Raw genomic sequence first — 22,533 nt, 5'->3', positions numbered from 1 at the left:
GATCGCAAGCAGCGGACTAGGATTCACCTCATGGTTCTGCGCGTATTCCTGTGTGCTCTTTTGTTGCTGCCCTCCTGCGGTCGTCAATTGACAAAGCAAGAGCGTGATTTTGCGGATGCCATTCAGGGCGAAACCCTTAATCTTGACAGCGTGCGATTGGTCCAAGGTGCGCCGGTTGCCAATGTGACGTATTTCCGCGAGGAGCGCCCACGTCTGGCCTGCCGCGAGCGTATCCTTCCTCCGGTGGAACCCGGGCCTGTGACAGGCAGGCCAGCAGCCGTGGCCCTGTTCAACAAGGTTTACTTTGCGCGCGACTGGTATCTGGAAGACTACATGTCTGATTTTCCGGATCAGATGAACCTAGTGGCCGCGATGTTGCTGGCCCATGAACTGACGCATGTCTGGCAGTGGCAAAACCGCCGGACCACCGGTTACCACCCGCTGCGTGCTGCGGCGGAACATGGTGGGCGCAGCGATCCGTATCTATTCGACCTCGAAACGTCGCCGGACTTCCTGTCCTACGGGTTTGAACAGCAGGGCGCCATTGTCGAGGAATACGTTTGCTGCCGTGCGCTGGACCCTCAGGCCACCCGAACCAAACGGCTGCACGCGATGCTGAGCGCGCATTTTGATCTGTCACCGCTTCCGCAAAAAGGGCGTGAGCGCGCAATCTTACTTCCCTGGAGCGAGGCCGAGATCGACGGAATTTGCAGCGGAACCTAGTTCTGCTGCAGTGTTTCCAGATAGGCCACCAGATCCACGATGGGCTGGCTCGTCAGAATAGGCTGACCTTGCGGCGTTTTCATGGATGTGTCCTGCCCATCAAAATAAGGGCCATAAACCGGCATCGGGCTACCATGACTGACCAATGGGTCCCGACCATCAATGCGGGCGACAACGCGGGCCGTCGGGAACACGCCTTCTTCGTTGGACAAAGTGGTCAGATCGCTCGGTTGAACCACCAACACGGCTGCCATCGGACCCTGCCCCATTGCATCGATCCCATGGCAGGTCGCGCAATGGTGCAAATAAAGTTCTTCTCCGGTCTTAGCGTCTTGTGCCCAAGCGGCCTGCGAGGCAGCAGCCGAAACCCCAAGAACCAGTACTCCGATTGTTGCCTTGAACATCGTATCCTCCTGCCAAGATTGACATTTGCAGGGTTGCCCGATGGGCGTCTTGGCGCAATGATCCAGATCAACGAAAATGCTGCAGAGGGTTCGGGCAATGACACAATACGCCGCCATCATGCTGGCCGCCGGATTTGGAATTCCGATCCTGGCCGCGCTTAACGCGGCGCTGGGCAAAGTCATCGGGTCGCCAACGACGGCTGCTGTTGTGCTGTTTGCCATTGCCTTCATCGCCTCGGCGTTGATCATGGCGCTGTTTCCCGGATTTGCGGCCTTGTCCAAGGTTGCCCAGGCGCCGAAACACCTGTTGCTTGCAGGTGTCCTGATTGCTTTCTATGTCCTGTCGATCACCCATGTCGCACCACATTTTGGCGTGGGCAACGCTGTATTCTTTGTGCTGCTCGGGCAATTGATCAGCGCCGCGGCCATCGACCATTTCGGCCTGTTCGGCGCACAGGTCGAGCCGCTTACTTTCATGCGGATGGGCGGGATCGCTGTCATGGCCATTGGCGTCGCGATCACTCAACTGGCCTGAGGACCCCGCCCTCAAGCCGAACCATCCGGTCCATGCGCGCCGCCAGGTCAAGGTTGTGGGTAGCTATCAACGCCGACAACCCTTCGTCCCGTACCAGCTTCATCAATGTATCAAAGACCTGATCCGAGGTTTCGGGGTCCAGATTGCCCGTCGGTTCATCCGCAAACAAAATACGGGGCGCATTGGCCAATGCCCGGCAAAACGCCACCCGTTGTTGCTCCCCACCAGAGAGCGCCGCGGGGCGGTGGCTGGCGCGTGCGGCTACGCCGACACGGTCCAGCAGGTCCAGCGCTCGGGCCTGTGCGGCCTTGTCCGACACACCATTGGCCAGTTGCGGCAGAGTGATGTTCTCCAATGCCGTGAATTCCGGCAGCAAGTGGTGGAATTGATATACGAACCCGACATCCTGCCGACGCAGTGCGGTTCTGATCCGGTCGCCTTTGCTCGACACATTCCGCCCGCCGATTTCGACGGTTCCTTCGTCGGGCATGTCCAGCAGGCCAGCGATATGCAGAAGCGTTGATTTACCTGCCCCTGAGGGCGCAACCATCGCTACGGCCTCACCCGCGCGCAGATCCAGATCAACTCCGCGCAAGACCTGCACTTCGCCCGGCTTGCCTTTCAGATAGGTCTTGGTCAGACCCTTCAGACGCAATGTGACATCATTCATAGCGCAACGCCTCGACCGGGTTCAGCCGCGCCGCTCGACGGGCAGGAAAATAGGTGACGACAAAGGACAGGCCAAGCGACAGACCGATGGCCTTGAGCACATCGTTCAGGTGCAGCTCTGCGGGTAAAGCATAGATGCCCCGGATCGACGGATCCCAGACGCCGCCGCCCATCACGTAATTCACGAACGAAAAGATCGGATCGATATAGATCGCGAAGAGGCACCCAAGGATGACCCCCAAAGCCGTTCCGATCAGGCCGGTAAAAGCGCCGCAGATGAAAAAGACACGCAGAATCGATCCTTCGCTTAGGCCGATGGTGCGCAGGATGCCGATATCGCGGCCCTTGTTCTTGACTAGCATGATCAGGCCCGAGACGATATTCATCGCGGCGATCAGAACGAGGATCGAGAGGATGATGAACATTACGTTATCCTCGACTTCCAATGCCCGCAGGAACCCACCGGATGCATCCTGCCAGGTCCAGATCTGGCTGCGCTCGCCCGATGCCTCGAGGATGGAAATCAGAATCGGGCCCAGTTCTTCGGGTTTTTCCACCATCACTTCGATCTCATCCGCCACACCTTCGCGATTGAAAAAGCCCTGTGCCTGCGAAAACGGCATGTAGACACGCGTGCGATCGATGTCATAGCGTCCGGCCGAGAACACATAGACAACGCGAAAGGCATTCACGCGGGGCGAAGTACCGAAGGCGGTTTTTACCCCGTTGGGCGAGGTCAACTTGACGACGTCCCCCACGGTGGCGCCTATGCTGCGCGCCACGCCTGACCCAATTGCAATGACATCCTCACCCGTCTGAAATTCTGACAAGTCCCCCACAGCCTGCTCTGCCTGGGCAATACCCGGCAGATCGAGCAGATCGTCGGGGCGGATGCCAAACACTTCAACGCCGCTGCTGCGGTCGCGGTTGGTGATCAGCACCTGCCCCTTCACCAAAGGAGCCGCGCGTTGAACACTGGGCACTTGTGCGATACGGGCCGCGCGTTCCTCATAGTCGGCGATTGTGCGATCCACCCGCCCCTGGGCATCGATCTCGCCTGACGAGTAGACCGTCACATGCGCGTTGGCGCCCAGAATGGTGCCGACAAATTCCGAACGGAATCCGGACCGGACCGCCAGTGTCGCGATCAGGGCAAACACAGCCAGTGTGATCCCGATCAGGGAAATCCAGGTCATCACACTGACGCCGCCTTCGGCCCTGCGGGCCCGCAGATAACGCCAGGCTATTTTCCATTCAAAAGAGGCAAAGGGCGGGGGGGTCTTGGCCATACCTGCTCCGGGTGTTCTTGTTCGCGGGGACAGTTTCGGCATTTCACCCGATGGTCAAGCCGGTTGTCCCTCTGACCCGACTCCTCAGCCTGAATGAGCCGAATCAACTCGGTGTGCAACTGGAACGATTGAGCCAAACGGATGACTTCGGAAGCTGGCGTTACACCATGAGTTGTGAAGCGCATCACAGACAAACCGATATTGTTTCATGTATGAAGTTAATCATCGCGCTTTGTGAGCTCCTGAATCGAAAAGGCAACAATGGGCGCGAAATTTTATTACTCTTTTTGATTATTTTCAGAAACTTTGTCACCCTGTCTACGGGGGAACACATTTAAGGAGCGGGGGTCGCTCAATGAATTTTCAAATTTCAACCAACGGTGCGGGGGTTATTCCGCCCCGCCAAGCATCGACAGAACTGGATTGCGAGACAGCGGCGCTGCTGCGAGCGGCCATTCGGCCAATCTTTGCCAGCGCGGCAAGCTGGGGCAATCTGACGGATATTCTGAAAGACAAAGGGTACCGTCTGGTTTTCCGGCAAGGTCGTCTGTGTTTAACGGATCGAACCACGGACGCGCGGGTTTGCGGGTTGCAGTTTCTGGGCCTTGAGTTTCGCGAACTGGTCAGTCGACTGGGCCGACCGATCGTGGTGGCACGGGGCGACGGGGCCAATGGGGACATCCTGGCAAAGCGTCCGACCGCAGACCAAAGCTGAAGTCTGAACCGGGTGTCCTGGACAGGCCGCGAGTGGCGGCCAGAGCAATATCATGGCCGCCTTCATGGATCAGGTCAGTTTAACGTGACAATCAGAGCAGGTACGGATGCCTGTGCTCAGGCAATCTGCTCGTAGATTTCAGCAACTTTGGTAACGGCGACCTCGGGGCTCAGTTCCTCGCTTTCGCCGGTCCGGCGGCAGGTCAGTTCAACAACACCATTCTTCAGACCACGCGGACCGACCGTGATCCGCCACGGCAGACCAATCAGATCCATGGTCGCAAACTTGCCCCCTGCCCGTTCGTTGCGATCATCATAGAGCGGTTCCAGCCCCAAGGCCGTCAGAGCGTTATAGATTTTGTCGCAGGCGGCGTCAGCTTCTTCATCACCCTGCTTCAGATTCACGATGCCACAATGGTACGGGGTCACACCCTCGGGCCATATGATGCCTTTGTCGTCATGGCTGGCCTCGATGATCGCGCCGACCAGACGACTGACGCCTATCCCGTGGCTGCCCATATGCACCGGAACCGGTTTTCCATCAGGGCCCTGCACAGTCGCGCCAAGCGGCTCGGAATACTTCGTGCCGAAGTAGAAGATCTGCCCAACTTCGATACCACGCGCCACGCGGCGGCGTTCTTCGGGGATCTGATTGAACAGCGCCTCGTCATGCGTTTCATCCGTGCGCGCGTATTTCGAGGTGAACTCTTCCAGAATGGCCTGACACTGCTCGTGGCTGTCATAGTCAATCTCACGATCACCAAAGGTCAGGTCGGTGACGGCGCTGTCATAGAAGACCTCGGATTCACCGGTATCGGCCAGCACGAGGAACTCATGCGTATCATCGCCGCCGATGGGTCCGGAATCTGCGCGCATCGGGATCGCCTGAAGGCCCATGCGCTCATAGGTGCGCAGATAGCTGACAAGATGGCGGTTATAGGCGTGCAGCGCGTCTTCTTTCGTGAGGTCGAAGTTATATCCGTCCTTCATATAGAACTCACGGCCCCGCATCACGCCGAAACGCGGGCGGATTTCGTCACGGAACTTCCACTGAATCTGATAGAGCGTCAGCGGCAGGTCTTTGTAGCTGTTCACGTGGCCACGGAAGATATCAGTTACCAATTCTTCGGCTGTGGGTGTGAACAGCATGTCACGGTCATGTCGGTCCTTCATCCGCAGCATCTCCTGACCATAATCATCATACCGCCCGGATTCACGCCACAGATCCGCCGACTGGATGATGGGCATCTGAATCGCGATGTGACCGGCCCGCGCCTGTTCTTCGTGGACGATGTTTTCCAACTTGCGCAGCACTTTGAAACCCAGCGGCAGCCAGGAATATATCCCGGCAGAGGCCTGCTTGATCATCCCGGCACGCAGCATCAGCCGATGGCTGACGATCTGGGCCTCGGAAGGGTTTTCCTTGAGAACGGGCAGAAAGTAACGGCTGAGGCGCATGGGTTAACCTTCAAAGGTAAATTTCGACTTCAAAGGTGATTATGTCAAACCACCGCCGGGGGCAATCGGGCATTGGTGTTTTTGCGACTTCGCATCAGTCGGTTTTTTGATTGACCCTCCAATCAGGAACTCCAATTGTGGCGCAAACTCAAAACCCATGAGGCCTTGATGCAGACCATTCAGGAACCCGCCCGCAGCATTCCCGTTATCCACTCTACAGACGTGCTGGTCGTCGGGTCCGGTCCTGCCGGTTTGGCCGCAGCACTGGCCGCAGCGCGGACCGGTGTGGACGTCTCGCTGGTTGACCGGTTCGGGTGCATGGGCGGCAACATCACCGCCGTCGGCGTCGAAGGGTTCGCGTGGTACCGACACGAGCAAACCGTCGAGGCAGGCGGCATCGGGATGGAATTTGAAACCCGCGCCAAAGAGATGGGCGCGGCGGTGCCCGAAAGCCAGTCGCTCAGCTATGAACTCGACAGTGAGGGGTTCAAGCTGGTGGCGGACAAGCTGGTCGAAGAGGCGGGTGTTTACCCAATGCTGCACCGGCAATTCGTCGCCCCCATCATGGAAGGTGACCGGATCATCGGCATCATCACCGAATCCAAGGCCGGGCGTGAGGCGATACTGGCCAAGGTGGTAATCGATGCCACCGGCGACGCCGATGTGGCCCATCGCGCGGGGGCTCCGACGCATAAAACGCCACGGGAAGACATGATGGCCGCGTCTGTCATGTTCCACCTGGCGGGCGTCGACAAACGTGCCTTTATCGAGGGCGTCAAAGCAGACCCGCAGACCTACAAGGACTGGGGCGGCGGCGGTGAGTGGAATATCGAAACCAGCGGGAAAGAGGACGACATGTTCTCACCCTTCGTGCACAAGCCCTTCCAGCAGGCGATTGATGAAGGTCTGATCCCGCCGAATCTGAACACCATCGCCGGCACCTGGGGCGCGATGCATGACACAGGCGAACTCACCTACATGAACCTCATCCACCTGGCCGAGATCGATGGTACCGACCCCGACAGCCTGACGCGCGGTGAAATCGAAGGGCGCCGCCAATCGATGATGGCTATCGAAGCTTTGCGCCGGTTTATGCCCGGTTGCGAGAACGCGCGGCTGCGGAATTTCGGGATGACCATCGGTATTCGTGACACCCGCAAGATCGATGCGATTTACAACGTGACCGAAAACGACGCCCGTCATCAGGGCCGGTTCGAGGACACGATCGGCATCTACCCCGAATTCATCGACGGGTATGGCATCCTGATCCTGCCGACCACGGGGCGGTATATGCAGGTCCCGTACCGCTCGATGCTGCCCAGGGGCATCAAAGGCCTGTTGGTTGCGGGACGGTCACACGGTGCCGACCGGGTGGCCCATGCTGCCACGCGAAACATGGCCTGCTGCGCAGTCATGGGTCAGGGCGCGGGCGTTGCAGCCGCGATGTCGCTGAAGGGCAATCAGGAACTGGACCAATTGAATCTGGCACCTGTACACACGGAACTAGAGCGTCAGGGGGTCAGGATTCACTGATGGACAACATTCCGACAATAGACATCTCGCCGCTGTACGATCATGGCACCGCAGCCTTTGATGCGACGGTACAGAGCATTATTGAAGCCTGCGCGGGGATCGGGTTTCTGTCCATCACCGGGACAGATGTGTCTCAGCAATGTGTGGATCACGTCCGTCAGACCACACGAGAGATCTTTGCCATCACAGACTCCCGCAAATGGGATCAGGCCATCACGCGCGAGAATTATCGCGGTTTTATCCCGATGGGTTTTTTCACACCCAACGATGGATCCGGGAAAGCCGACAAATACGAGGGTTACAAACTGCACCACGAGGTTGCCGCCACCGATCCCGTGCGCGCTGAGTGTGCCCTGTACGGCCCGAACCTGTGGCCCGCTGAAGTCCCCGAGGCCAAAGAGGTCATCCTGAGTTATTGGAGTCAATTGGACCGTGTCACTGATCTGTTGCTGGGCGCATTGGAATCCGGCCTGGGCTTGACCTCTGGCATTTTGCGCGACGCGTTCCGAAACCCGATGACCAATATGACACTGCTACACTATCCCCCGCAGGCTGCGGATGAAGCGGGCTATGGCATCCATCCGCACAAGGATACGGACGCACTGACCATCATCGCGCCTGACCCGGTGGGCGGGCTCGAGGTGCAGACCCGCAGCGGCAAGTGGATTTCACCGGACTGCCCACTTGGCGGCTTTGTGGTTAATATCGGCGACATGCTGGAGCTGTGGTCAGGCGGGCGGTTGAAATCCACGCCACATCGGGTGGTGAACAGATCGGGCAAAGAGCGGTACTCGTTCCCCTATTTCGCCGTACCCCGCCATGACGTCATTGTTGAACCATTGTTGCCCGCCCTGCCCGGCTTCGACCGTCCGGCAGTTCATTGTGGTCACTGGTCGGCGGAAATCTGGCGCACCAACTGGCCCGATGAAACCGCGGAAGAAGGCACCCCGGAACTGGGGACGTTGCACGATTGAAGCCGGCAAAGCCCTTCCCAATGAAGCGCTTGCATCATGGGCTTTGATACGCCAAGAACACCGGCAAGGGCCTGAACAAGGGGATCGCCATGGCTTTGCCGGTAAAGGATCAGCTGAGATACTGGAGCGTCGCCGCTGCGGTCTTTGTGTTGATCCTCTGGGCCTTGGGGGATGTCCTGCTGCCCTTCGTCATTGGCGGAGCAATTGCATACTTCCTTGATCCCGTTGCGGATCGGCTGGAGCGGCTGGGCCTGTCGCGTATGGCCGCCACGGCAATTATCACCGTCGTAGGTGTTTTGGGATTTGTACTTGCAATTTTGATGGTGGTACCTGCTCTTATCACCCAGCTGCTGGATCTGATCGACGTTCTGCCCGATCTGTTCAAGCAATTGCGCGGGTTCATTGAAAAACAGTTCCCGTCCTTACTGGATCGGGAGTCGAACACGCATCAGATGCTTTTGTCCTTCGGCGAAACACTGAAATCCAAGACAGGGGATGTTCTGGAAACGGTTATTGCTTCACTTGGGTCTGCGATAAATATTGTTGTCCTTCTGGTGATCGTACCCGTCGTGGCTGTTTACTTGCTGCTGGACTGGGATCGCATGATCGCCCGCATTGGAGAGCTCCTGCCGCGTGACCATGCCCCCACCATCAGGCGGCTGGCCGGTGAGATTGACGCCGTGCTGGCCTCTTTCGTGCGCGGGATGGGAACGGTCTGCCTTATCCTTGGCACCTATTATGCGGTTGCCCTGATGCTTGCCGGTCTGCAATTTGGCCTGATTGTGGGTTTCATTGCGGGATTGGTCACGTTCATCCCTTATCTGGGCGCCCTGATCGGAGGCTCATTGGCCATCGGGCTGGCGCTGTTTCAGTTCTGGGGTGATTGGGCTCATATCGGGCTGATCGCGGGCATCTTTGCCATCGGACAGGTCACCGAGGGAAATTTCCTGACACCCAAGCTGGTGGGCAGCTCTGTCGGGCTGCACCCGGTCTGGCTGCTGCTGGCCCTGTCTGTCTTTGGGGCTTTGTTCGGGTTTGTCGGCATGCTGATCGCCGTGCCCGTGGCCGCAGCATTGGGCGTGCTGACCCGATTTGCCACATCGCTGTACCTGGACAGCCGACTTTATACCGGTCTTGAAGGTCAGGATCAGGAAACCGAGTAAATGGCCCGACAACTCAGCTTTGATCTGCCCGCCAAGACTGCGCTCGGGCGAGAAGATTTCTTTGTGTCGCCAGCCAATGCTTTGGCCGTGGCGATGATCTCGGCCACATCCTGGCCGGGAAACAAGCTCGTTCTGACTGGCCCGGCTGGCGCAGGAAAAACCCATCTGGCGCATGTCTGGGCCGCGGAAACCGGCGGACGCATCATTCAGGCCGCTGACCTGCGGTATGACGACGTCCCGGATCTGGCACGCAGGCCAATTGCCGTCGAAGACGTGCCCATGATCGCCGACGATACCGACCAGCAAAAAACGCTTTTTCATCTGCACAATCTGGTTCTGGCCGAAGGGAACGCCCTGCTGATGACTGGTCGGCTGGCCCCGAAATTCTGGGAATTGCCACTGGCCGACCTGCAAAGCCGGGTCGAAGGCGCCCATCACGTGGCGCTGGATCCGCCCGACGATGCGTTGCTGGGTGCGGTTCTGGCCAAACTGTTCGTAGATCGGCAGCTGAACCCCGGCCCCGAAGTAATCGCCTATCTGGTCAAACACATGGATCGGCGATTTGAAACTGCGGCCGACGTGGTTGCGCAGCTGGATCAATTGGCCCTCATGGAAAAGCGCGACATCACCCGTTCCCTGGCCGTGCGGGTCCTGAACATGAGCCCGGATGAGATCGAGACGGGTGATTGACCCGCACCCGCCAATTTCGCATCCTCACACAGCATTATCTGGAAGACACATGGATCAGACCGCTGCAACCGACATCCCTGATTGGGGGCCTTTCGGAAAGCCACTGTTCGACGAGCCTGGAACCCGGGCATTGTCGCGTGTCGGAGTTGTCGATGTCGGATCCAACTCGGTCCGAATGGTCATCTTTGACGGTGCGGCCCGATCGCCGGCCTATTTCTACAATGAAAAGGTCATGTGCGAATTGGGCGCGGGCCTGTCCGAGACCGGTCGACTGAATCCGCGTGGACGCGAACGTGCGCTGGCGGCGCTGCGACGGTTTCAGAATCTGGCGGTGGATCTGGAATTGCCGGGTCTGCATGTCGTGGCCACGGCAGCTGTACGCGAGGCCAAGGACGGACCGGATTTCTGCAATCAGGTGAAGGCGGAAACCGGGCTGCACGTGGAAGTCATCACCGGAGAAGAAGAAGCCCGTTTTTCAGCTCAGGGTGTGTTGCTGGGATGGCCCGGCGCCTATGGCCTGATCTGCGACATCGGCGGATCTTCGATGGAGCTGGCCGAGATCGGGGACGGTCAGGTGGGCCGCCGCCTGACCTCGGCGCTCGGGCCACTGAAACTGCGAGATATCAAGGGCGGACGGCGTGCACGCAAGGCCCATATCAAAAGCACGATGGAAAAGCTGCGCGATGAGATGGGTCCGCAGCGGGATCGTCTGTTTCTGGTTGGCGGCAGCTGGCGGGCATTTGCCCGGCTGGACATGCTGCGGCGAGGCTATCCGCTGATCGTTCTGCATGAATACCGCATGACGACAAAACAGGTCCGCGAAACGATCAAGTTCATTGAAAAGAACGATCATGAAAAGCTGCGCAGCCAGGCCGGTGTATCCAGCTCGCGCATGTCGCTCATCCCCTACGCGATGGATGTTCTGGCCCGGCTGATCCGAACGTTCAAACCAAAGGATATCGCCATTTCCAGCTACGGTATCCGTGAAGGATTGCTGTATGAACAGATGTCGCAGGAATTACGCGACCGCGACCCGTTGATCGAAGCAAGCCTTTTTTCCGAATCCAAGGATGCCCGCCTGCCCGGATTTGGTCGCAACCTCTACGATTTCGTGATGCCGCTGTTCAAATCTGCCCCCCCCAGCAGCGTTCGACTGATCAAGGCTGCGTGCCTGCTGCACGATGTCAGCTGGCGTGCTCATCCCGACTACCGGGCCGAAGTCTGTTTCGACAACGTCACCCGCGCCAATCTGGGTGGTTTGAAGCATTCCGAACGTGTCTTTATCGGGCTGGCCTTGCAGCACCGGTATCGCAACAAACGCGAGGGCAACCGGTTTGCACCCTTGTATGATCTGCTGGACGAAAGAGGCCAGAAAGAGGCCGAGATCTTGGGCAAGGCGATGCGCTTTGGCGCGATGCTGTGGATGCATAATGACGCCAATATGGGGCGCCTGAAATTCTACCCCAAAAAGCGCGAGTTGGAGCTGTATCTGCCCGAAGCAGCGGCCCCCCTGTTCAGCGAAGTTGCCGAAGCGCGCCTGAATTCTCTGGCAAACGCCCTGAAATCCGATACGCGCGTGATCATCAGGGGCTGACCATCGATCCGATCAGATATCAGTTGCCCCTTCGGGCAACTCTTCACTCTCGTCTTCAGGCTCTGGCGGTTCCTCGGCCTGCTTCCTTCGGATGATGATGTCGCCATTAGGCAAGATCTCGGGCGCTTCATAAGCGCTCCAGTCCTTGATCTCAGCCCCCAGCTCGGCCAGTGCCGGGCCCATTTCCCGCAAGAACGACTGCATCGCCGGGCCAAACTCATCCGCGAGGCCCAGCAGCTCATCCAGCGCCGGTTCCATTTCCTTGCGCAGACCTTCAAAAAACAGTTCAGCCCCCTGCTCCATCAGGGATTTGCTGTTTTCCTCCTGCGACATGGCGGGTGCGGCAATGCCAGCCGTGATCATGCTGATCAGCAAAACGTGTTTCATACCTGATATATAGTCCCCCTGCCGCAGGCGTGAAAGGTCACAGGCCGATGTCCAGCGTGACCGGGAAATGATCCGACGCCGTCAACAGCGCCTGTCGCAGGTCCGGTGCGGACCAGCAGACCGCGTCGCGAAACGGATGCCAAATACGCCAGGCCGGACGGTATGCACGCAGATCCTGGGTAATCATTATGTAATCCAGAAGAGCCTCGAGAAACCTGCCTTCTTTCGGGCGGGCAAAGCGGGCCGTGGAGGGTATCGATCCGGGCCGAAATCCATGAGCAGTCACCGCGTGCGGGTCGAACAACCCCGCTTGCAGCAAAATCTCGACCGAAGACCGGCCGAACAGATGTTCGAACTCATCCAGCCCGGGACCGTCGTTCAGGTCTCCCAGCAAAATGACAGGTTCTTGGTTTGCAACGTGCAACTCGACCCGCCTGGCCAGCCAGACCGCCTGCGCCAGTTGCTTGCGGCGGTTGGCAATCGAGATACGGATCGCCTCATCCCGCGACTCAGCCCCATGCGGAGCCTTGGATTTCAAATGAGCGCCGATCAGCCGGACCTCGCGGCCCGATTGCGTGGTCGCCGCCAATTCCATCGGTGGTTTGGAAAACCGCACAACATCCTCGGTCGCATCTATATCCAGATCGATCCTGAACTCGCTATCGAACCGGGGGGCCAACGGGTCGTCGATGTCACCCCTGGGATCATGGCGCGCGGTAAGAACGGTCCTGTCGTAAAGCAGCGCCAGCTCCTGATGCGTGTCGTTGGCAAACCCCATCACCGCGTCAGAGGTGCGCAGATCAAACGCCTCGGCAAAGGTTTGCAGGGCCCGCACCGTATTCTGGCGTTTACCGGTGTTCGGAGCCTCGACGATCAATACCGCGTCTGCATCAATCGCGGTCAGCACTTTGGCAATCGCCTCGACCTGCTGCGCCTTGGTGACGTCATGCCGACCGGACCAGGTGTCATCGACAATCAGACTGTCTTTTTGATCAAAAAGATTTGCGAACCATTCGATATTATAGGTCGCCAGCCGCATCCTGTCAGGCCCGCGCCCCGTTGATCTCATCCCAGGCGCGGTTGATATCGATCATCTTTTTCTCGGCCAGTCTGATCGCCTCTTCCGGGACACCGCGCGCTATCATGGCGTCCGGGTGCGTTTCGCGGACCAGTTGTCGCCAGACTTTGCGGATATCGGGCAATAGCATGTCCTGCGGCACACCCAGAACCGTGTAAGGATCTTTTGGAGCATCCGGCACAAATCGCGCCCGCAATGCTTTGAATTGAGCGTCGGTCTGCCCGAAGATCTTGCTCACTTCTTCCAAAAACGCGTTCTCATTTGGGTGGTAGAACCCATCGGCCATGGCGATGTGAAACAGCCCTTCCATCAGGTCGCAAAGCGTGGTGCTGTCTTCGGCAAACATCCGGGCGATCTTGCGGGCATAGTCCTGATACCCCGCCACATCCGTGCGGGCCATGTTGAAGACCCGCGCGGCACCTTCTTCGTCTTCACGCGCGATCTGAAACACATCGCGGAAGGCCGTAACCTCGTCTCGTGTCACCTGACCGTCTGCCTTGGCCATTTTTGCGCCCAGCGCAATCACTGCAATCGTGAACGCCACCGAACGTTCCGGGGGCGAACGCAGTTTTTCAAAAACTGCGGTCAGGCTTTCGCCTTGGGCCAGCGCACTGAGCGCTTCGGATATGCGGGTCCAGATCGACATGGGCATACACTAGCGTCACAATCCGGGACTGTCAGGTGCGACAGATCACTCAGGCGAAAGAATTTTCTGCATCAGCACAAGATCCAGCCGTTGACCCCATTTGAACCCTACTTCGGGCATTCGACCAACCTGCAAAAAGCCCAGCGCCGCGTGGAACGCCACAGCGCCCGGATTGGCCGAGGAGATGCCTGCAACCAACACATGCAGCCCGTCGGTTCGTGCGGCCTCCTCCAGCGCTTGCATCAAAGCACGCCCAACGCCCTTTCCGCGCGCGTCCGGTGACAGCTGGATCGAGTGTTCGCGCGTCTGCGCGTATCCGGGACCCGCACGAAACTGGGCATAGGTAGCAAAACCAACAACTTGCCCATCATGTTCGGCGACCAGAAATCCGGTGCCCCGCGCCGAGATGTCCTCGGTGATTTGCGTCGTGCTGCGCTCATCGGTCGTGAACGTGATCAAGGACTCGCGAATGATCGCATTGGTGATCCTGGCGATTGCGGGCGCATCCGCCCGCATGGCCGGGCGAATGATCATTCCAGCACCCGAATCCCATGAGGAGTCTCGAATTCCGCCCTGAGCGCGGCCGGGCCGGTGTCGAACACCACATGATCCAATGCACCCAGATGTTTGGCCAGCGTCAATGCATCCGGGTGGTACACAACCAAACGCCGCAGCCGACAGGCGCTGTCTTGCAGCATGTCGACCGGGTGAAGGTCGCCCTGCCATTCGATAAGTGCGGGAAACAGGTTGTCGAACGGCAAGCGCCCGGTTGGCGAAACCGCCATGCGCCATCGTAACGCCCCCCGGGTCAGGTCGATCGGTTTCCCGACACCATCTGGAAACATCGAAAGCGAGGCTTCGATATCCTCGACCCGGCAAATCCAGTTGGTCAGACGCGGGCTGCCCTCAAAGCGGTCCAGATCGAACCACCGCGTTCTGCCCGGAGTTTGCGCCTGCGGGTCGACCGCAATCGCTTCCAGATAGAGCCCGCCCCTGAGACCCAGCAACTTGTTGTATGTCCCGAACGTCTCGTGCTTGCCGCCGGGTTGCAGCGCAACGCCAAGCGCTTGTTCGATATGGGCAGTTGCGTCTTCCAGCGTTTCACCCGCGACGGCCAGATGATCCAGTAACATGCGCCACCTCCTGCAAGTTTTACGGCCAGATCCTTGCGGATCTGGCCGTATGTTTTCGCCAAAGAGGCGCGATCACAAGAGGTTTCGAAGAAAAACCTGACCTTCGTCAACCGCGCGCTTCGCTGATCAGGCGCAGGATGTCCTGAGCGGCCTCGGGAATGTTGGTGCCCGGACCAAAGATGGCCTTGACCCCATGATCGTATAGGAACTGGTAGTCCTGCTGCGGGATCACCCCGCCGCAGATCACGATGATGTCCTCGGCCCTGGCCTTTTTCAGCTCTTCCACCAGTTGCGGGGCCAATGTCTTGTGCCCTGCCGCCTGCGAGGAAATGCCGACCACATGCACGTCATTGTCGACCGCGTCCTGCGCAGCCTCAGCCGGTGTCTGGAACAAGGGGCCCACGTCCACGTCAAACCCGATATCGGCAAAAGCGGTCGCGATGACCTTGGCACCCCGGTCGTGTCCGTCCTGCCCCATCTTGACCACCAGAAGACGGGGGCGGCGGCCTTCGGCCTCGGCGAATTCCTCAATGGATTTCTGGATCGCGGCAAAGCCTTCGTCACCCTCATAGGCCGCGCCATAAACGCCGGCCAGGGTTTTCACCTCGGCGCGGTGGCGGCCGAATTCCTTCTCCATTGCCATGCTGATCTCTCCTACGGATGCGCGGGCACGGGCGGCCTCGACGGCGGCGGCCAGCAGGTTTCCTCCCTCGCGGGTGGTCGTGGTCAGTGCGTCCAGTGCCTGTTGACAGGCGGCCTCGTCCCGCGTTGCACGGATACGTTCCAGCCGTGCGACCTGAGCTTCGCGTACGGCCACGTTGTCGACGTCCAGGATATCGATCGGGTCTTCCTGTTCCTTACGGTACTTGTTGACCCCGACGATGACCTCTTCGCCCCGGTCGATCATGGCCTGACGGCGGGCCGCGCTTTCCTCGATCCGCAGCTTGGGCATACCCGAGGCCACGGCCTTGGTCATACCACCCATTTCCTCGACCTCTTCCATCAGGGCCCAGGCTTTTTCGACCAACTCATTGGTCAGGCTTTCGACATAGTAGGACCCGGCCAGCGGATCGACCACATCGGTTACACCGGTTTCTTCCTGAAGCACCAGTTGCGTGTTCCTTGCGATGCGGGCCGAGAAATCCGTGGGCAGGGCAATCGCCTCGTCCAGCGCGTTGGTGTGAAGCGACTGTGTGCCGCCCAGTACTGCACTCATGGCCTCATAGGCGGTACGGATGACGTTGTTGTAGGGGTCCTGTTCCTGCAAGCTGACACCCGAAGTCTGGCAGTGTGTCCGCAGCATCTTTGAGCGTTCGGACTTTGCTCCGAACTCGGTCATGACCCGGTGCCACAGCGTGCGTGCGGCACGCAGTTTGGCGATTTCCATGAAAAAGTTCATGCCGATGGCAAAGAAGAAGGAAAGGCGACCTGCAAACTTGTCGACGTCCATACCTGCTTCGGTCGCGGCCCGAACGTATTCGCGCCCATCGGCCAGCGTATAGGCCAGCTCCTGAACCAGGTTCGCCCCGGCCTCTTGCATGTGATAGCCCGAGATCGAGATCGAATTGAACTTGGGCATTTCATTCGAGGTGTATTCAATGATGTCCGAGATGATCTTCATCGACGGTTCGGGCGGATAGATATATGTGTTGCGCACCATGAACTCTTTCAGAATGTCGTTCTGAATGGTGCCGGACAGGACAGATTTGTCGTGACCCTGTTCTTCACCCGCAACGATGAAATTCGCCAGAATCGGGATCACCGCACCGTTCATGGTCATCGAGACCGAGACCTTATCGAGCGGGATGCCGTCGAACAGGATCTTCATGTCTTCGACACTGTCGATGGCCACGCCAGCCTTACCAACATCACCAACCACCCGGGGATGGTCGCTGTCATAGCCGCGATGCGTCGCCAGATCGAACGCGACCGAAACCCCCTGCTGACCGGCCGCAAGATTGCGACGGTAGAATGCGTTGGATTCTTCGGCGGTGGAAAAGCCCGCATATTGGCGGATCGTCCACGGACGGCCCGCATACATCGTGGCCTTCACGCCGCGTGTAAATGGACCAAAGCCCGGCAGCGAGCCCATATGCGGCAAAGCGGCGGTGTCTTCCTGCGTATAGAGCGGCTTGACCGCGATGCCTTCCAGAGTCTCTTTGGTCAGGTCGTCCAACGGACGTCCGCGCAGCTCTTTCTCGGCCAGCGCTTTCCAGTCCTTCGTGTCGGTCATTTCGGTTTCCTCTCGTCAATTCGGATGGCGGCAGTCGAAAGCTTCCGCATTGAGGTCTTGCACTTGGCCGTTTCATTCAGGCGCAAGCGCGACATTTTGAGTGTTTGGTACAAATCGTCGGTCGCAATCGGTGGCACAGAGGCTATATTCGAAGGAACAGGAGGCCACATGATACGCACGCTTGCCTTTGTTTTCTCGGCACTAATCCCGCTGTCCGTCTGGGCGGCGGATGGCACAGCGACGACGGATGACAGCTTTGTCCGCCCGGTAGGTGACAGCGAACTCAGCGATTTTCTCTGGGTCAGCCGCCCGATCGTGGTCTTTGCCGACACGCCGGCGGACCCGCGGTTCCAACAACAGATCGACATGTTGCTCGAAGGTGAGGCCGCCATGCGTGAACGCGACGTGGTGGTTCTGACCGATACCGATCCGTCGGCGCGGTCCCCGATCCGGTCACAATTGCGGCCGCGTGGGTTCCAGATGGTATTCGTCGACAAGGACGGTGTGGTCAAACTGCGCAAACCTTCTCCGTGGAGCGTGCGCGAGATTGGCCGGTCCATCGACAAGACCCCCCTGCGCGAACGCGAAATCCGCGATCGCCGCGAAGGCGGCTGAACGCTTTCGCCACCCCGAAAGACCCCGGCACGGAATGCCGGAGGCTTTGACTGGTATGACAAACGCGCGATCATGATCACTCGAACTCGATGATCACTTCGTCCACAGCGAGGCTGTCGCCGGGGCCCGCATTGATCTTGGCAACGGTGCCCTTCTTCTCGGCGCGCAGGATGTTTTCCATCTTCATCGCCTCAATTGTGCACAGCGCCTGACCTTCCTGCACCTCTTGCCCCACTTCGACGTCGATCTTCACGACAAGGCCGGGCATCGGGCAAAGCAGCATTTTCGAGGTGTCGGGCGGCAGTTTTTCGGGCATCAGACGAGCCAGTTCGGCCTGACGCGGGGTACGTATCTGCACCTTGAGGTCCGCGCCGCGGTTACGGATGCGGAACCCACCCGAGACCTTGCCCACTTTCATGACCAGCGGCGCGCCGTCGACCATCATGGTGGCCAGCTGATCGCCCGGGGTCCAATCGCCCGTCACCCTCATTTCCTGACCATTGTCGAACCTGACCGTGGCCCCATCCTGATCCGCCATCACCTTGACAGGCCACTGGATCTCGCCCCCCAGGGTGACAACCCAATCAGTGCCGACCTTGCGTTCGTGATTGTCCATCCGGCCCGACACACGGGTCCGGCGAATTTCGGCAACGCGATGCATCGCCGCGCAGGACGCTGCAATCCGACGCAGGTCCGGCTCGGGAAGCTCCACGCCTTCGAACCCGTCCGGGTATTCTTCTCCAATGAACGCCGTGGTCATATCGCCGCTGATGAATTTCGGATGATCCATCACGGCGGACAGGAACGGCAGGTTGTGGCCAATGCCTTCAACCTCGAAACTGTCCAGCGCCACGCGCATCGCCTCGATCGCCTGCTCGCGGGTCGGAGCCCAGGTACACAGCTTGGCAATCATCGGGTCGTAATACATGCTGATCTCACCGCCTTCATAGACGCCGGTATCATTTCGAACGGCAACATCCCCTTCGGGCGCATCCCCTTGCCATTTGCCGTTGACCAGCATCGGTCCGGCTGCCGTCTCCTGTGGCGGGCGGTACAGGGTCAAACGGCCAATCGACGGCAAGAAGCCGCGATACGGATCCTCGGCGTACAGGCGGTTTTCGATCGCCCATCCGGTCAGCGCCACGTCATCCTGCGTGATTGAAAGCTTCTCACCCGCTGCGACGCGGATCATCTGTTCGACCAGATCAACGCCGGTGATCAATTCGGTAACAGGGTGTTCCACCTGCAAGCGCGTGTTCATTTCAAGGAAGTAGAAGTTCTTTTCACCGTCAACGATGAACTCGACTGTGCCCGCGCTGGAATAGCCCACGGCCTTGGCCAGAGACACGGCCTGTTCCCCCATGGCCTTGCGTGTCGCTGCGTCCAGAAACGGCGACGGTGCCTCTTCCACGACTTTCTGGTTCCGGCGCTGGATCGAGCATTCGCGCTCGCCCAGATAGATGCCGTTTCCATGACTGTCGCACAGAACCTGAATTTCGATGTGACGCGGTTGGGTCACAAATTTCTCGATGAAGATCCGGTCATCCCCGAACGAGCTTGCGGCTTCGTTCTTTGACGACTGAAAGCCCTCGCGCGCTTCGTCATCATTCCACGCGATCCGCATACCCTTGCCACCGCCCCCGGCGCTGGCCTTGATCATGACAGGATAGCCGATCTGGTTCGAGATTTTGACTGCCTCGTCGGCGTCTTCGATCAGCCCCATGTATCCGGGAACTGTCGATACGTTTGCCTCCTGAGCGATTTTCTTCGAGGTAATCTTGTCGCCCATCGCCTCGATCGCACCTTTCGGGGGACCGACAAAAGCCACGCCTTCGGCTTCCAGCGCCTCGGCAAACTTGGCGTTTTCGGACAGGAAGCCATAACCCGGATGGACCGCCTGCGCGCCGCTCTGGCGGATGGCATCCATGACCTTGTCGATCACGATGTAAGACTGGTTGGCAGGTGGCGGGCCGATATGAATGGCTTCATCCGCCATCGACACATGCAGCGCGTTTTTGTCCGCGTCGGAGAAAATGGCGACGGTGCCGATACCCATCTTGCGGGCAGTCTTGATAACCCGGCAGGCGATCTCGCCCCGGTTGGCGATCAGGATCTTATTGAACATGGAACGTCCTTTGGCTTGGTGTTCTGGAAACGCAAAACGCCGCCGCAGAGAACAATCCCCACGACGGCGTGATACGCGATGACGGGCGGGACGACACGCGCCCCGCAAAATATGCGTTAGTTACAGGTGTTCTGTGTTTTGCAGTAAAGCACGTTGCCCGCCGCACCGACTGCTGCGCCAAACAACGGGTCCGCGCTGAGGACCGCTGCCCCCACTGCCCCGGCACCTCCGCCGAGGATTGCCTGTTCGCCCGTGGTGTCTCCGCAGGCGGCCAGGCCCGCGCAGGTCGTCGCAACAAGGATGAAGCGTGAGAATCGCATAGTATCTGCCCTTTTTGGTTTCTTGGTCCTTTTCGGGTCAGATGCGCGAAACACGCATTGTTATTCAATATCAATGGACGCGCAGGCGAATTTTGTGCGGGATTTTGCCTCTTTTTGTCCGTTACAGGCAAAAAGAAAAACGCGGACAGGACTATGTGGGGAACACAAGCCTGCCCGCGCAAGGAAGGGGTACGGAATAGTAGGTGCATGTGCGGCGCAGGCAAAGTAGAGCCGCACGGCTCATCCAGTTTGCACAGCACAATATTGCCAGCAAACACAGTATTGTTTCCAATCGGGATTTCGGCTGGAATCTGCCCACACCGGGAAATGCCGCGCAACTTCGCGCCGATACCCGTTCGATACTGCTCGGGCATTTCAAGCTGCTTTGCCGTCACGGTTTCGTGACAGATCAAGCTGCTGTCAGCGCGTTTCGCAGTTGCAGCATCACGACCCTCTGTCAGCGTTGGACATACAGAACCGCCTTGCGCCAATGAGTTATCCAAGCGGCTCAAGACGTCGTGTTTCAGCGCCGTGAAAAACACACATTTGCTTGAAAAATCAAAGTCTTCACTTCCCATCCTCGTGATTTCCCAAGATTCGCACCTCGTGAAACGGTCCTTGTGCACACTCGCACTCAAAGGAACACCCACATGACGAAGACTAGAAAAAAAGCACTCCTGCTTGCTGCCTCTGCTCTCAGTGTGACCGGCACGCTTGGCTTTGCTCAGGATGCCCAAACCCAAGCCGAGCTTGACGCCTTGCGCGCCCGGGTCGAGGCGCTGGAATCTGGCAAGAGCAGCCCCGCCAACGGAGACTTCCGCATCGGTAACACCGTTCTGGATGTTTATGGCTACGTGAAGGCCGACTTCTTCTACGACTTCGATTTCGATCAGGGGGATACGGCGTTCGTGAATGTCATCGGGGAACCCTCGGCTGCGACCGATGGCACATTTGGTGCCACCATCCGCCAATCGCGGATCGGCCTGCGCACCACCACCCCAAGCGGCATCGGCGATATCGGCGGGCAATTGGAACTTGATCTGTTTGGTTCGGGCGGAACAGCCGAACTGCGTGTACGCCACGCCAATATCACCATCGGTGACAACTGGCTGATCGGTCAGACCTGGACCAACTTCATGCCGCTGGATACCTACCCGACCTCGGTGGAGTTCAACGGCCCTGTTGGCATTCCCTTCGCACGGGTTCCGCAGGTTCGCTATACCAACTCTTTCGGAACGAACACGTCCTTCGCAGTTTCGATCGAAGAGAATGTCAGCGGTTCGAATTCGGATGATCCGGTTTTGACCGCATCCGCCGAGTACAATGACGGGACGTATGTCGCGCGTGTGTCCGGCCTCTACGGCAAGGCGCAATCCGGCAATGTCGAAGTCGATCAAACCGGGTTCACGATATCCGGCTCTGTTCGCCCATGGCAGGGCGGCCTGTTCCAGGTCAACTATGTAAACGGCGAGGCACTCGGCCCGTACCTGATCGGCCTTGGTGATCCCATCGTGAATGGCCTGGCCAACGACGTGGATGGCTACACCATCGAATTCCGGCAGTATCTGAGCCCGAAATGGAATGTTGGCATTGCATACGGAAAAGAAGACTATGACCTGCCGACTTCGACCGGAACCCTGTCGTTTACCGAGCTGGAAACAATCCACGTCAACGCATTTTACAAGGCAACTGAGGATCTGACACTCAGCTCCGAGTACATCTATGGCGAACGGAACGACGCGCCGACCGGCAGAACCTTTGACGGAAGCCGCGTTCAGCTCGCCGCTCAGTTGAACTTCTGATTCCGCGCACGGATCCTGCCCGGCTTCGGGCAGGGTAATCCCGAAACCGGTCTTAAAGGGCTGATATGCGGCGGTTTGAATCACAATCAGCCTGTCCCGTCGATTATGTCCGGAAAAGACGCACGTGCAGCGTTCACATCGATCACCAGCATTGCGTCATAACTTGCGGGATCAAATGGGTCTTCCGCCGGAATGACTTCGCGCCCGAACAACCAGCTGAGACGCCCCGCATCCAGATTGCCCCGCTCGAACGGCTGATCGCCGAAATGGGCCCACAAAGCTTCCATGAACGCGATATCTGCGCGCTTGTCCGCTGGTTTCCGGTCCCGGAACCGTTCCCGCCGTGTCAGCGGTGTAACGCCTTTGGGATTGGCGCGCCGAATTGTGAACTGATAATCGGTGCCCGAAAGACGACCGGGGAACCCGCGATGTTTTAGCATGGCGACAC

23 protein-coding genes are annotated in these 22,533 nt (G+C 58.7%); 10 read left to right on the top strand and 13 right to left on the bottom strand.

Annotated features, from left to right (window positions below; genetic code table 11):
* Nucleotides 1–30: 30 nt before the first annotated feature.
* Nucleotides 31–723, top strand: a complete 693-nt coding sequence (locus D1823_RS01475; protein ID WP_117868293.1) for a hypothetical protein — start codon at nucleotides 31–33, stop codon at nucleotides 721–723.
* Here D1823_RS01475 and D1823_RS01470 read toward each other — a convergent pair.
* On the bottom strand, nucleotides 720–1,127 hold the full coding sequence (locus tag D1823_RS01470) for a cytochrome c (protein WP_205511892.1): 408 nt from the start codon (nucleotides 1,125–1,127) through the stop codon (nucleotides 720–722). The two genes, D1823_RS01475 and D1823_RS01470, sit on opposite strands and share 4 nt — an antisense overlap.
* A 97-nt stretch (nucleotides 1,128–1,224) precedes the next feature.
* Here D1823_RS01470 and D1823_RS01465 point away from each other — a divergent pair, with 97 nt between their 5' ends.
* The gene (locus D1823_RS01465; protein ID WP_117868292.1) at nucleotides 1,225–1,662 is read left to right on the top strand and encodes a DMT family transporter; all 438 of its coding nucleotides are present in this window, start codon (nucleotides 1,225–1,227) and stop codon (nucleotides 1,660–1,662) included.
* On the opposite strand, the gene D1823_RS01460 is transcribed toward D1823_RS01465, so the two are convergent.
* Nucleotides 1,646–2,332: an ABC transporter ATP-binding protein gene (locus D1823_RS01460; protein WP_117868291.1), complete on the bottom strand. Its 687-nt coding sequence runs from the start codon at nucleotides 2,330–2,332 to the stop codon at nucleotides 1,646–1,648. The genes D1823_RS01465 and D1823_RS01460 overlap by 17 nt on opposite strands.
* The gene (locus D1823_RS01455; RefSeq protein WP_117868290.1) at nucleotides 2,325–3,620 is read right to left on the bottom strand and encodes a lipoprotein-releasing ABC transporter permease subunit; all 1,296 of its coding nucleotides are present in this window, start codon (nucleotides 3,618–3,620) and stop codon (nucleotides 2,325–2,327) included. The genes D1823_RS01460 and D1823_RS01455 overlap by 8 nt, the downstream gene beginning before the upstream one ends.
* A 355-nt stretch (nucleotides 3,621–3,975) precedes the next feature.
* Here D1823_RS01455 and D1823_RS01445 point away from each other — a divergent pair, with 355 nt between their 5' ends.
* Entirely contained in the window at nucleotides 3,976–4,335 is a 360-nt protein-coding gene (locus D1823_RS01445; RefSeq protein ID WP_117868288.1) for a hypothetical protein, read from the top strand.
* A 116-nt stretch (nucleotides 4,336–4,451) separates the two neighbouring features.
* Here D1823_RS01445 and proS read toward each other — a convergent pair whose 3' ends face one another.
* On the bottom strand, nucleotides 4,452–5,792 hold the full coding sequence (proS, locus tag D1823_RS01440; RefSeq protein WP_117868287.1) for a proline--tRNA ligase: 1,341 nt from the start codon (nucleotides 5,790–5,792) through the stop codon (nucleotides 4,452–4,454).
* Between the two features lie 168 nt (nucleotides 5,793–5,960).
* On the opposite strand from proS, the gene D1823_RS01435 reads away from it, so the two are divergent.
* The 5 genes from D1823_RS01435 (at nucleotide 5,961) to D1823_RS01415 (ending at nucleotide 11,746) form a co-directional block, all read left to right on the top strand.
* Nucleotides 5,961–7,325, top strand: coding sequence for an FAD-dependent oxidoreductase (locus tag D1823_RS01435; RefSeq protein WP_205511889.1), 1,365 nt, complete (start codon nucleotides 5,961–5,963; stop codon nucleotides 7,323–7,325).
* Complete coding sequence (locus D1823_RS01430) at nucleotides 7,325–8,299, top strand: isopenicillin N synthase family oxygenase (RefSeq protein WP_117868286.1); 975 nt, start codon at nucleotides 7,325–7,327, stop codon at nucleotides 8,297–8,299. Before D1823_RS01435 ends, D1823_RS01430 begins: the two co-directional genes overlap by 1 nt.
* An 89-nt stretch (nucleotides 8,300–8,388) precedes the next feature.
* Nucleotides 8,389–9,462, top strand: a complete 1,074-nt coding sequence (locus D1823_RS01425; RefSeq protein WP_117868285.1) for an AI-2E family transporter — start codon at nucleotides 8,389–8,391, stop codon at nucleotides 9,460–9,462.
* Nucleotides 9,463–10,152, top strand: coding sequence for a DnaA ATPase domain-containing protein (locus D1823_RS01420; protein ID WP_117868284.1), 690 nt, complete (start codon nucleotides 9,463–9,465; stop codon nucleotides 10,150–10,152).
* Between the two features lie 49 nt (nucleotides 10,153–10,201).
* Nucleotides 10,202–11,746, top strand: a complete 1,545-nt coding sequence (locus D1823_RS01415) for a Ppx/GppA family phosphatase (RefSeq protein ID WP_117868283.1) — start codon at nucleotides 10,202–10,204, stop codon at nucleotides 11,744–11,746.
* Between the two features lie 12 nt (nucleotides 11,747–11,758).
* On the opposite strand, the gene D1823_RS01410 is transcribed toward D1823_RS01415, so the two are convergent.
* The 6 genes from D1823_RS01410 to scpA form a co-directional block, all read right to left on the bottom strand.
* The gene (locus D1823_RS01410) at nucleotides 11,759–12,133 is read right to left on the bottom strand and encodes a hypothetical protein (protein WP_117868282.1); all 375 of its coding nucleotides are present in this window, start codon (nucleotides 12,131–12,133) and stop codon (nucleotides 11,759–11,761) included.
* Between the two features lie 37 nt (nucleotides 12,134–12,170).
* Entirely contained in the window at nucleotides 12,171–13,172 is a 1,002-nt protein-coding gene (locus tag D1823_RS01405) for an endonuclease/exonuclease/phosphatase family protein (RefSeq protein WP_117868281.1), read from the bottom strand.
* A gap of 4 nt (nucleotides 13,173–13,176) precedes the next feature.
* Complete coding sequence (locus D1823_RS01400) at nucleotides 13,177–13,857, bottom strand: molecular chaperone DjiA (protein ID WP_117868280.1); 681 nt, start codon at nucleotides 13,855–13,857, stop codon at nucleotides 13,177–13,179.
* Nucleotides 13,858–13,902: 45 nt separating this feature from the next.
* Complete coding sequence (locus D1823_RS01395; protein WP_117868279.1) at nucleotides 13,903–14,391, bottom strand: GNAT family N-acetyltransferase; 489 nt, start codon at nucleotides 14,389–14,391, stop codon at nucleotides 13,903–13,905.
* Nucleotides 14,388–14,990: a VOC family protein gene (locus tag D1823_RS01390; protein WP_117868278.1), complete on the bottom strand. Its 603-nt coding sequence runs from the start codon at nucleotides 14,988–14,990 to the stop codon at nucleotides 14,388–14,390. The genes D1823_RS01395 and D1823_RS01390 overlap by 4 nt, the downstream gene beginning before the upstream one ends.
* 106 nt (nucleotides 14,991–15,096) lie before the next feature.
* Nucleotides 15,097–17,223, bottom strand: coding sequence for a methylmalonyl-CoA mutase (gene scpA / locus D1823_RS01385; RefSeq protein WP_117868277.1), 2,127 nt, complete (start codon nucleotides 17,221–17,223; stop codon nucleotides 15,097–15,099).
* A gap of 168 nt (nucleotides 17,224–17,391) precedes the next feature.
* Here scpA and D1823_RS01380 point away from each other — a divergent pair, with 168 nt between their 5' ends.
* The gene (locus tag D1823_RS01380; protein WP_117872598.1) at nucleotides 17,392–17,838 is read left to right on the top strand and encodes a DUF4174 domain-containing protein; all 447 of its coding nucleotides are present in this window, start codon (nucleotides 17,392–17,394) and stop codon (nucleotides 17,836–17,838) included.
* Nucleotides 17,839–17,914: 76 nt separating this feature from the next.
* Here the strand turns inward: D1823_RS01380 and D1823_RS01375 are convergent, their stop codons facing one another.
* Nucleotides 17,915–19,963, bottom strand: coding sequence for an acetyl/propionyl/methylcrotonyl-CoA carboxylase subunit alpha (locus D1823_RS01375; RefSeq protein WP_117868276.1), 2,049 nt, complete (start codon nucleotides 19,961–19,963; stop codon nucleotides 17,915–17,917).
* A 116-nt stretch (nucleotides 19,964–20,079) separates the two neighbouring features.
* Nucleotides 20,080–20,283: a hypothetical protein gene (locus tag D1823_RS01370; protein WP_117868275.1), complete on the bottom strand. Its 204-nt coding sequence runs from the start codon at nucleotides 20,281–20,283 to the stop codon at nucleotides 20,080–20,082.
* Between the two features lie 650 nt (nucleotides 20,284–20,933).
* On the opposite strand from D1823_RS01370, the gene D1823_RS01365 reads away from it, so the two are divergent.
* Nucleotides 20,934–22,085 (top strand): DcaP family trimeric outer membrane transporter, encoded by a 1,152-nt coding sequence (locus D1823_RS01365; protein ID WP_117868274.1) that lies wholly within the window; start codon nucleotides 20,934–20,936, stop codon nucleotides 22,083–22,085.
* An 86-nt stretch (nucleotides 22,086–22,171) separates the two neighbouring features.
* Here D1823_RS01365 and D1823_RS01360 read toward each other — a convergent pair whose 3' ends face one another.
* Nucleotides 22,172–22,525: a hypothetical protein gene (locus D1823_RS01360; RefSeq protein ID WP_117868273.1), complete on the bottom strand. Its 354-nt coding sequence runs from the start codon at nucleotides 22,523–22,525 to the stop codon at nucleotides 22,172–22,174.
* Nucleotides 22,526–22,533: the final 8 nt, after the last annotated feature.

The sequence above is a fragment of the Ruegeria sp. AD91A genome (genome assembly GCF_003443535.1).
Lineage (GTDB): Bacteria > Pseudomonadota > Alphaproteobacteria > Rhodobacterales > Rhodobacteraceae > Ruegeria.
Note: the sequence above shows the minus strand (reverse complement) of the source record. Positions and strands in the feature narration are given on the sequence as shown.

Excerpts from the sequence above, each read along its gene's own strand:
- D1823_RS01405 (WP_117868281.1), bottom strand. The coding sequence starts at position 13,172 with ATGCGGCTGGCGACCTATAATATCGAATGGTTCGCAAATCTTTTTGAT.
- scpA (WP_117868277.1), bottom strand. The coding sequence starts at position 17,223 with ATGACCGACACGAAGGACTGGAAAGCGCTGGCCGAGAAAGAGCTGCGC.
- D1823_RS01400 (WP_117868280.1), bottom strand. The coding sequence starts at position 13,857 with ATGTCGATCTGGACCCGCATATCCGAAGCGCTCAGTGCGCTGGCCCAA.
- D1823_RS01435 (WP_205511889.1), top strand. The coding sequence starts at position 5,961 with ATGCAGACCATTCAGGAACCCGCCCGCAGCATTCCCGTTATCCACTCT.
- D1823_RS01365 (WP_117868274.1), top strand. The coding sequence starts at position 20,934 with ATGACGAAGACTAGAAAAAAAGCACTCCTGCTTGCTGCCTCTGCTCTC.
- D1823_RS01430 (WP_117868286.1), top strand. The coding sequence starts at position 7,325 with ATGGACAACATTCCGACAATAGACATCTCGCCGCTGTACGATCATGGC.
- D1823_RS01420 (WP_117868284.1), top strand. The coding sequence starts at position 9,463 with ATGGCCCGACAACTCAGCTTTGATCTGCCCGCCAAGACTGCGCTCGGG.
- D1823_RS01425 (WP_117868285.1), top strand. The coding sequence starts at position 8,389 with ATGGCTTTGCCGGTAAAGGATCAGCTGAGATACTGGAGCGTCGCCGCT.
- D1823_RS01475 (WP_117868293.1), top strand. The coding sequence starts at position 31 with ATGGTTCTGCGCGTATTCCTGTGTGCTCTTTTGTTGCTGCCCTCCTGC.
- D1823_RS01465 (WP_117868292.1), top strand. The coding sequence starts at position 1,225 with ATGACACAATACGCCGCCATCATGCTGGCCGCCGGATTTGGAATTCCG.
- D1823_RS01395 (WP_117868279.1), bottom strand. The coding sequence starts at position 14,391 with ATGATCATTCGCCCGGCCATGCGGGCGGATGCGCCCGCAATCGCCAGG.
- D1823_RS01445 (WP_117868288.1), top strand. The coding sequence starts at position 3,976 with ATGAATTTTCAAATTTCAACCAACGGTGCGGGGGTTATTCCGCCCCGC.
- proS (WP_117868287.1), bottom strand. The coding sequence starts at position 5,792 with ATGCGCCTCAGCCGTTACTTTCTGCCCGTTCTCAAGGAAAACCCTTCC.
- D1823_RS01470 (WP_205511892.1), bottom strand. The coding sequence starts at position 1,127 with ATGTTCAAGGCAACAATCGGAGTACTGGTTCTTGGGGTTTCGGCTGCT.
- D1823_RS01390 (WP_117868278.1), bottom strand. The coding sequence starts at position 14,990 with ATGTTACTGGATCATCTGGCCGTCGCGGGTGAAACGCTGGAAGACGCA.
- D1823_RS01460 (WP_117868291.1), bottom strand. The coding sequence starts at position 2,332 with ATGAATGATGTCACATTGCGTCTGAAGGGTCTGACCAAGACCTATCTG.
- D1823_RS01370 (WP_117868275.1), bottom strand. The coding sequence starts at position 20,283 with ATGCGATTCTCACGCTTCATCCTTGTTGCGACGACCTGCGCGGGCCTG.
- D1823_RS01415 (WP_117868283.1), top strand. The coding sequence starts at position 10,202 with ATGGATCAGACCGCTGCAACCGACATCCCTGATTGGGGGCCTTTCGGA.
- D1823_RS01410 (WP_117868282.1), bottom strand. The coding sequence starts at position 12,133 with ATGAAACACGTTTTGCTGATCAGCATGATCACGGCTGGCATTGCCGCA.
- D1823_RS01360 (WP_117868273.1), bottom strand. The coding sequence starts at position 22,525 with ATGCTAAAACATCGCGGGTTCCCCGGTCGTCTTTCGGGCACCGATTAT.
- D1823_RS01455 (WP_117868290.1), bottom strand. The coding sequence starts at position 3,620 with ATGGCCAAGACCCCCCCGCCCTTTGCCTCTTTTGAATGGAAAATAGCC.
- D1823_RS01380 (WP_117872598.1), top strand. The coding sequence starts at position 17,392 with ATGATACGCACGCTTGCCTTTGTTTTCTCGGCACTAATCCCGCTGTCC.
- D1823_RS01375 (WP_117868276.1), bottom strand. The coding sequence starts at position 19,963 with ATGTTCAATAAGATCCTGATCGCCAACCGGGGCGAGATCGCCTGCCGG.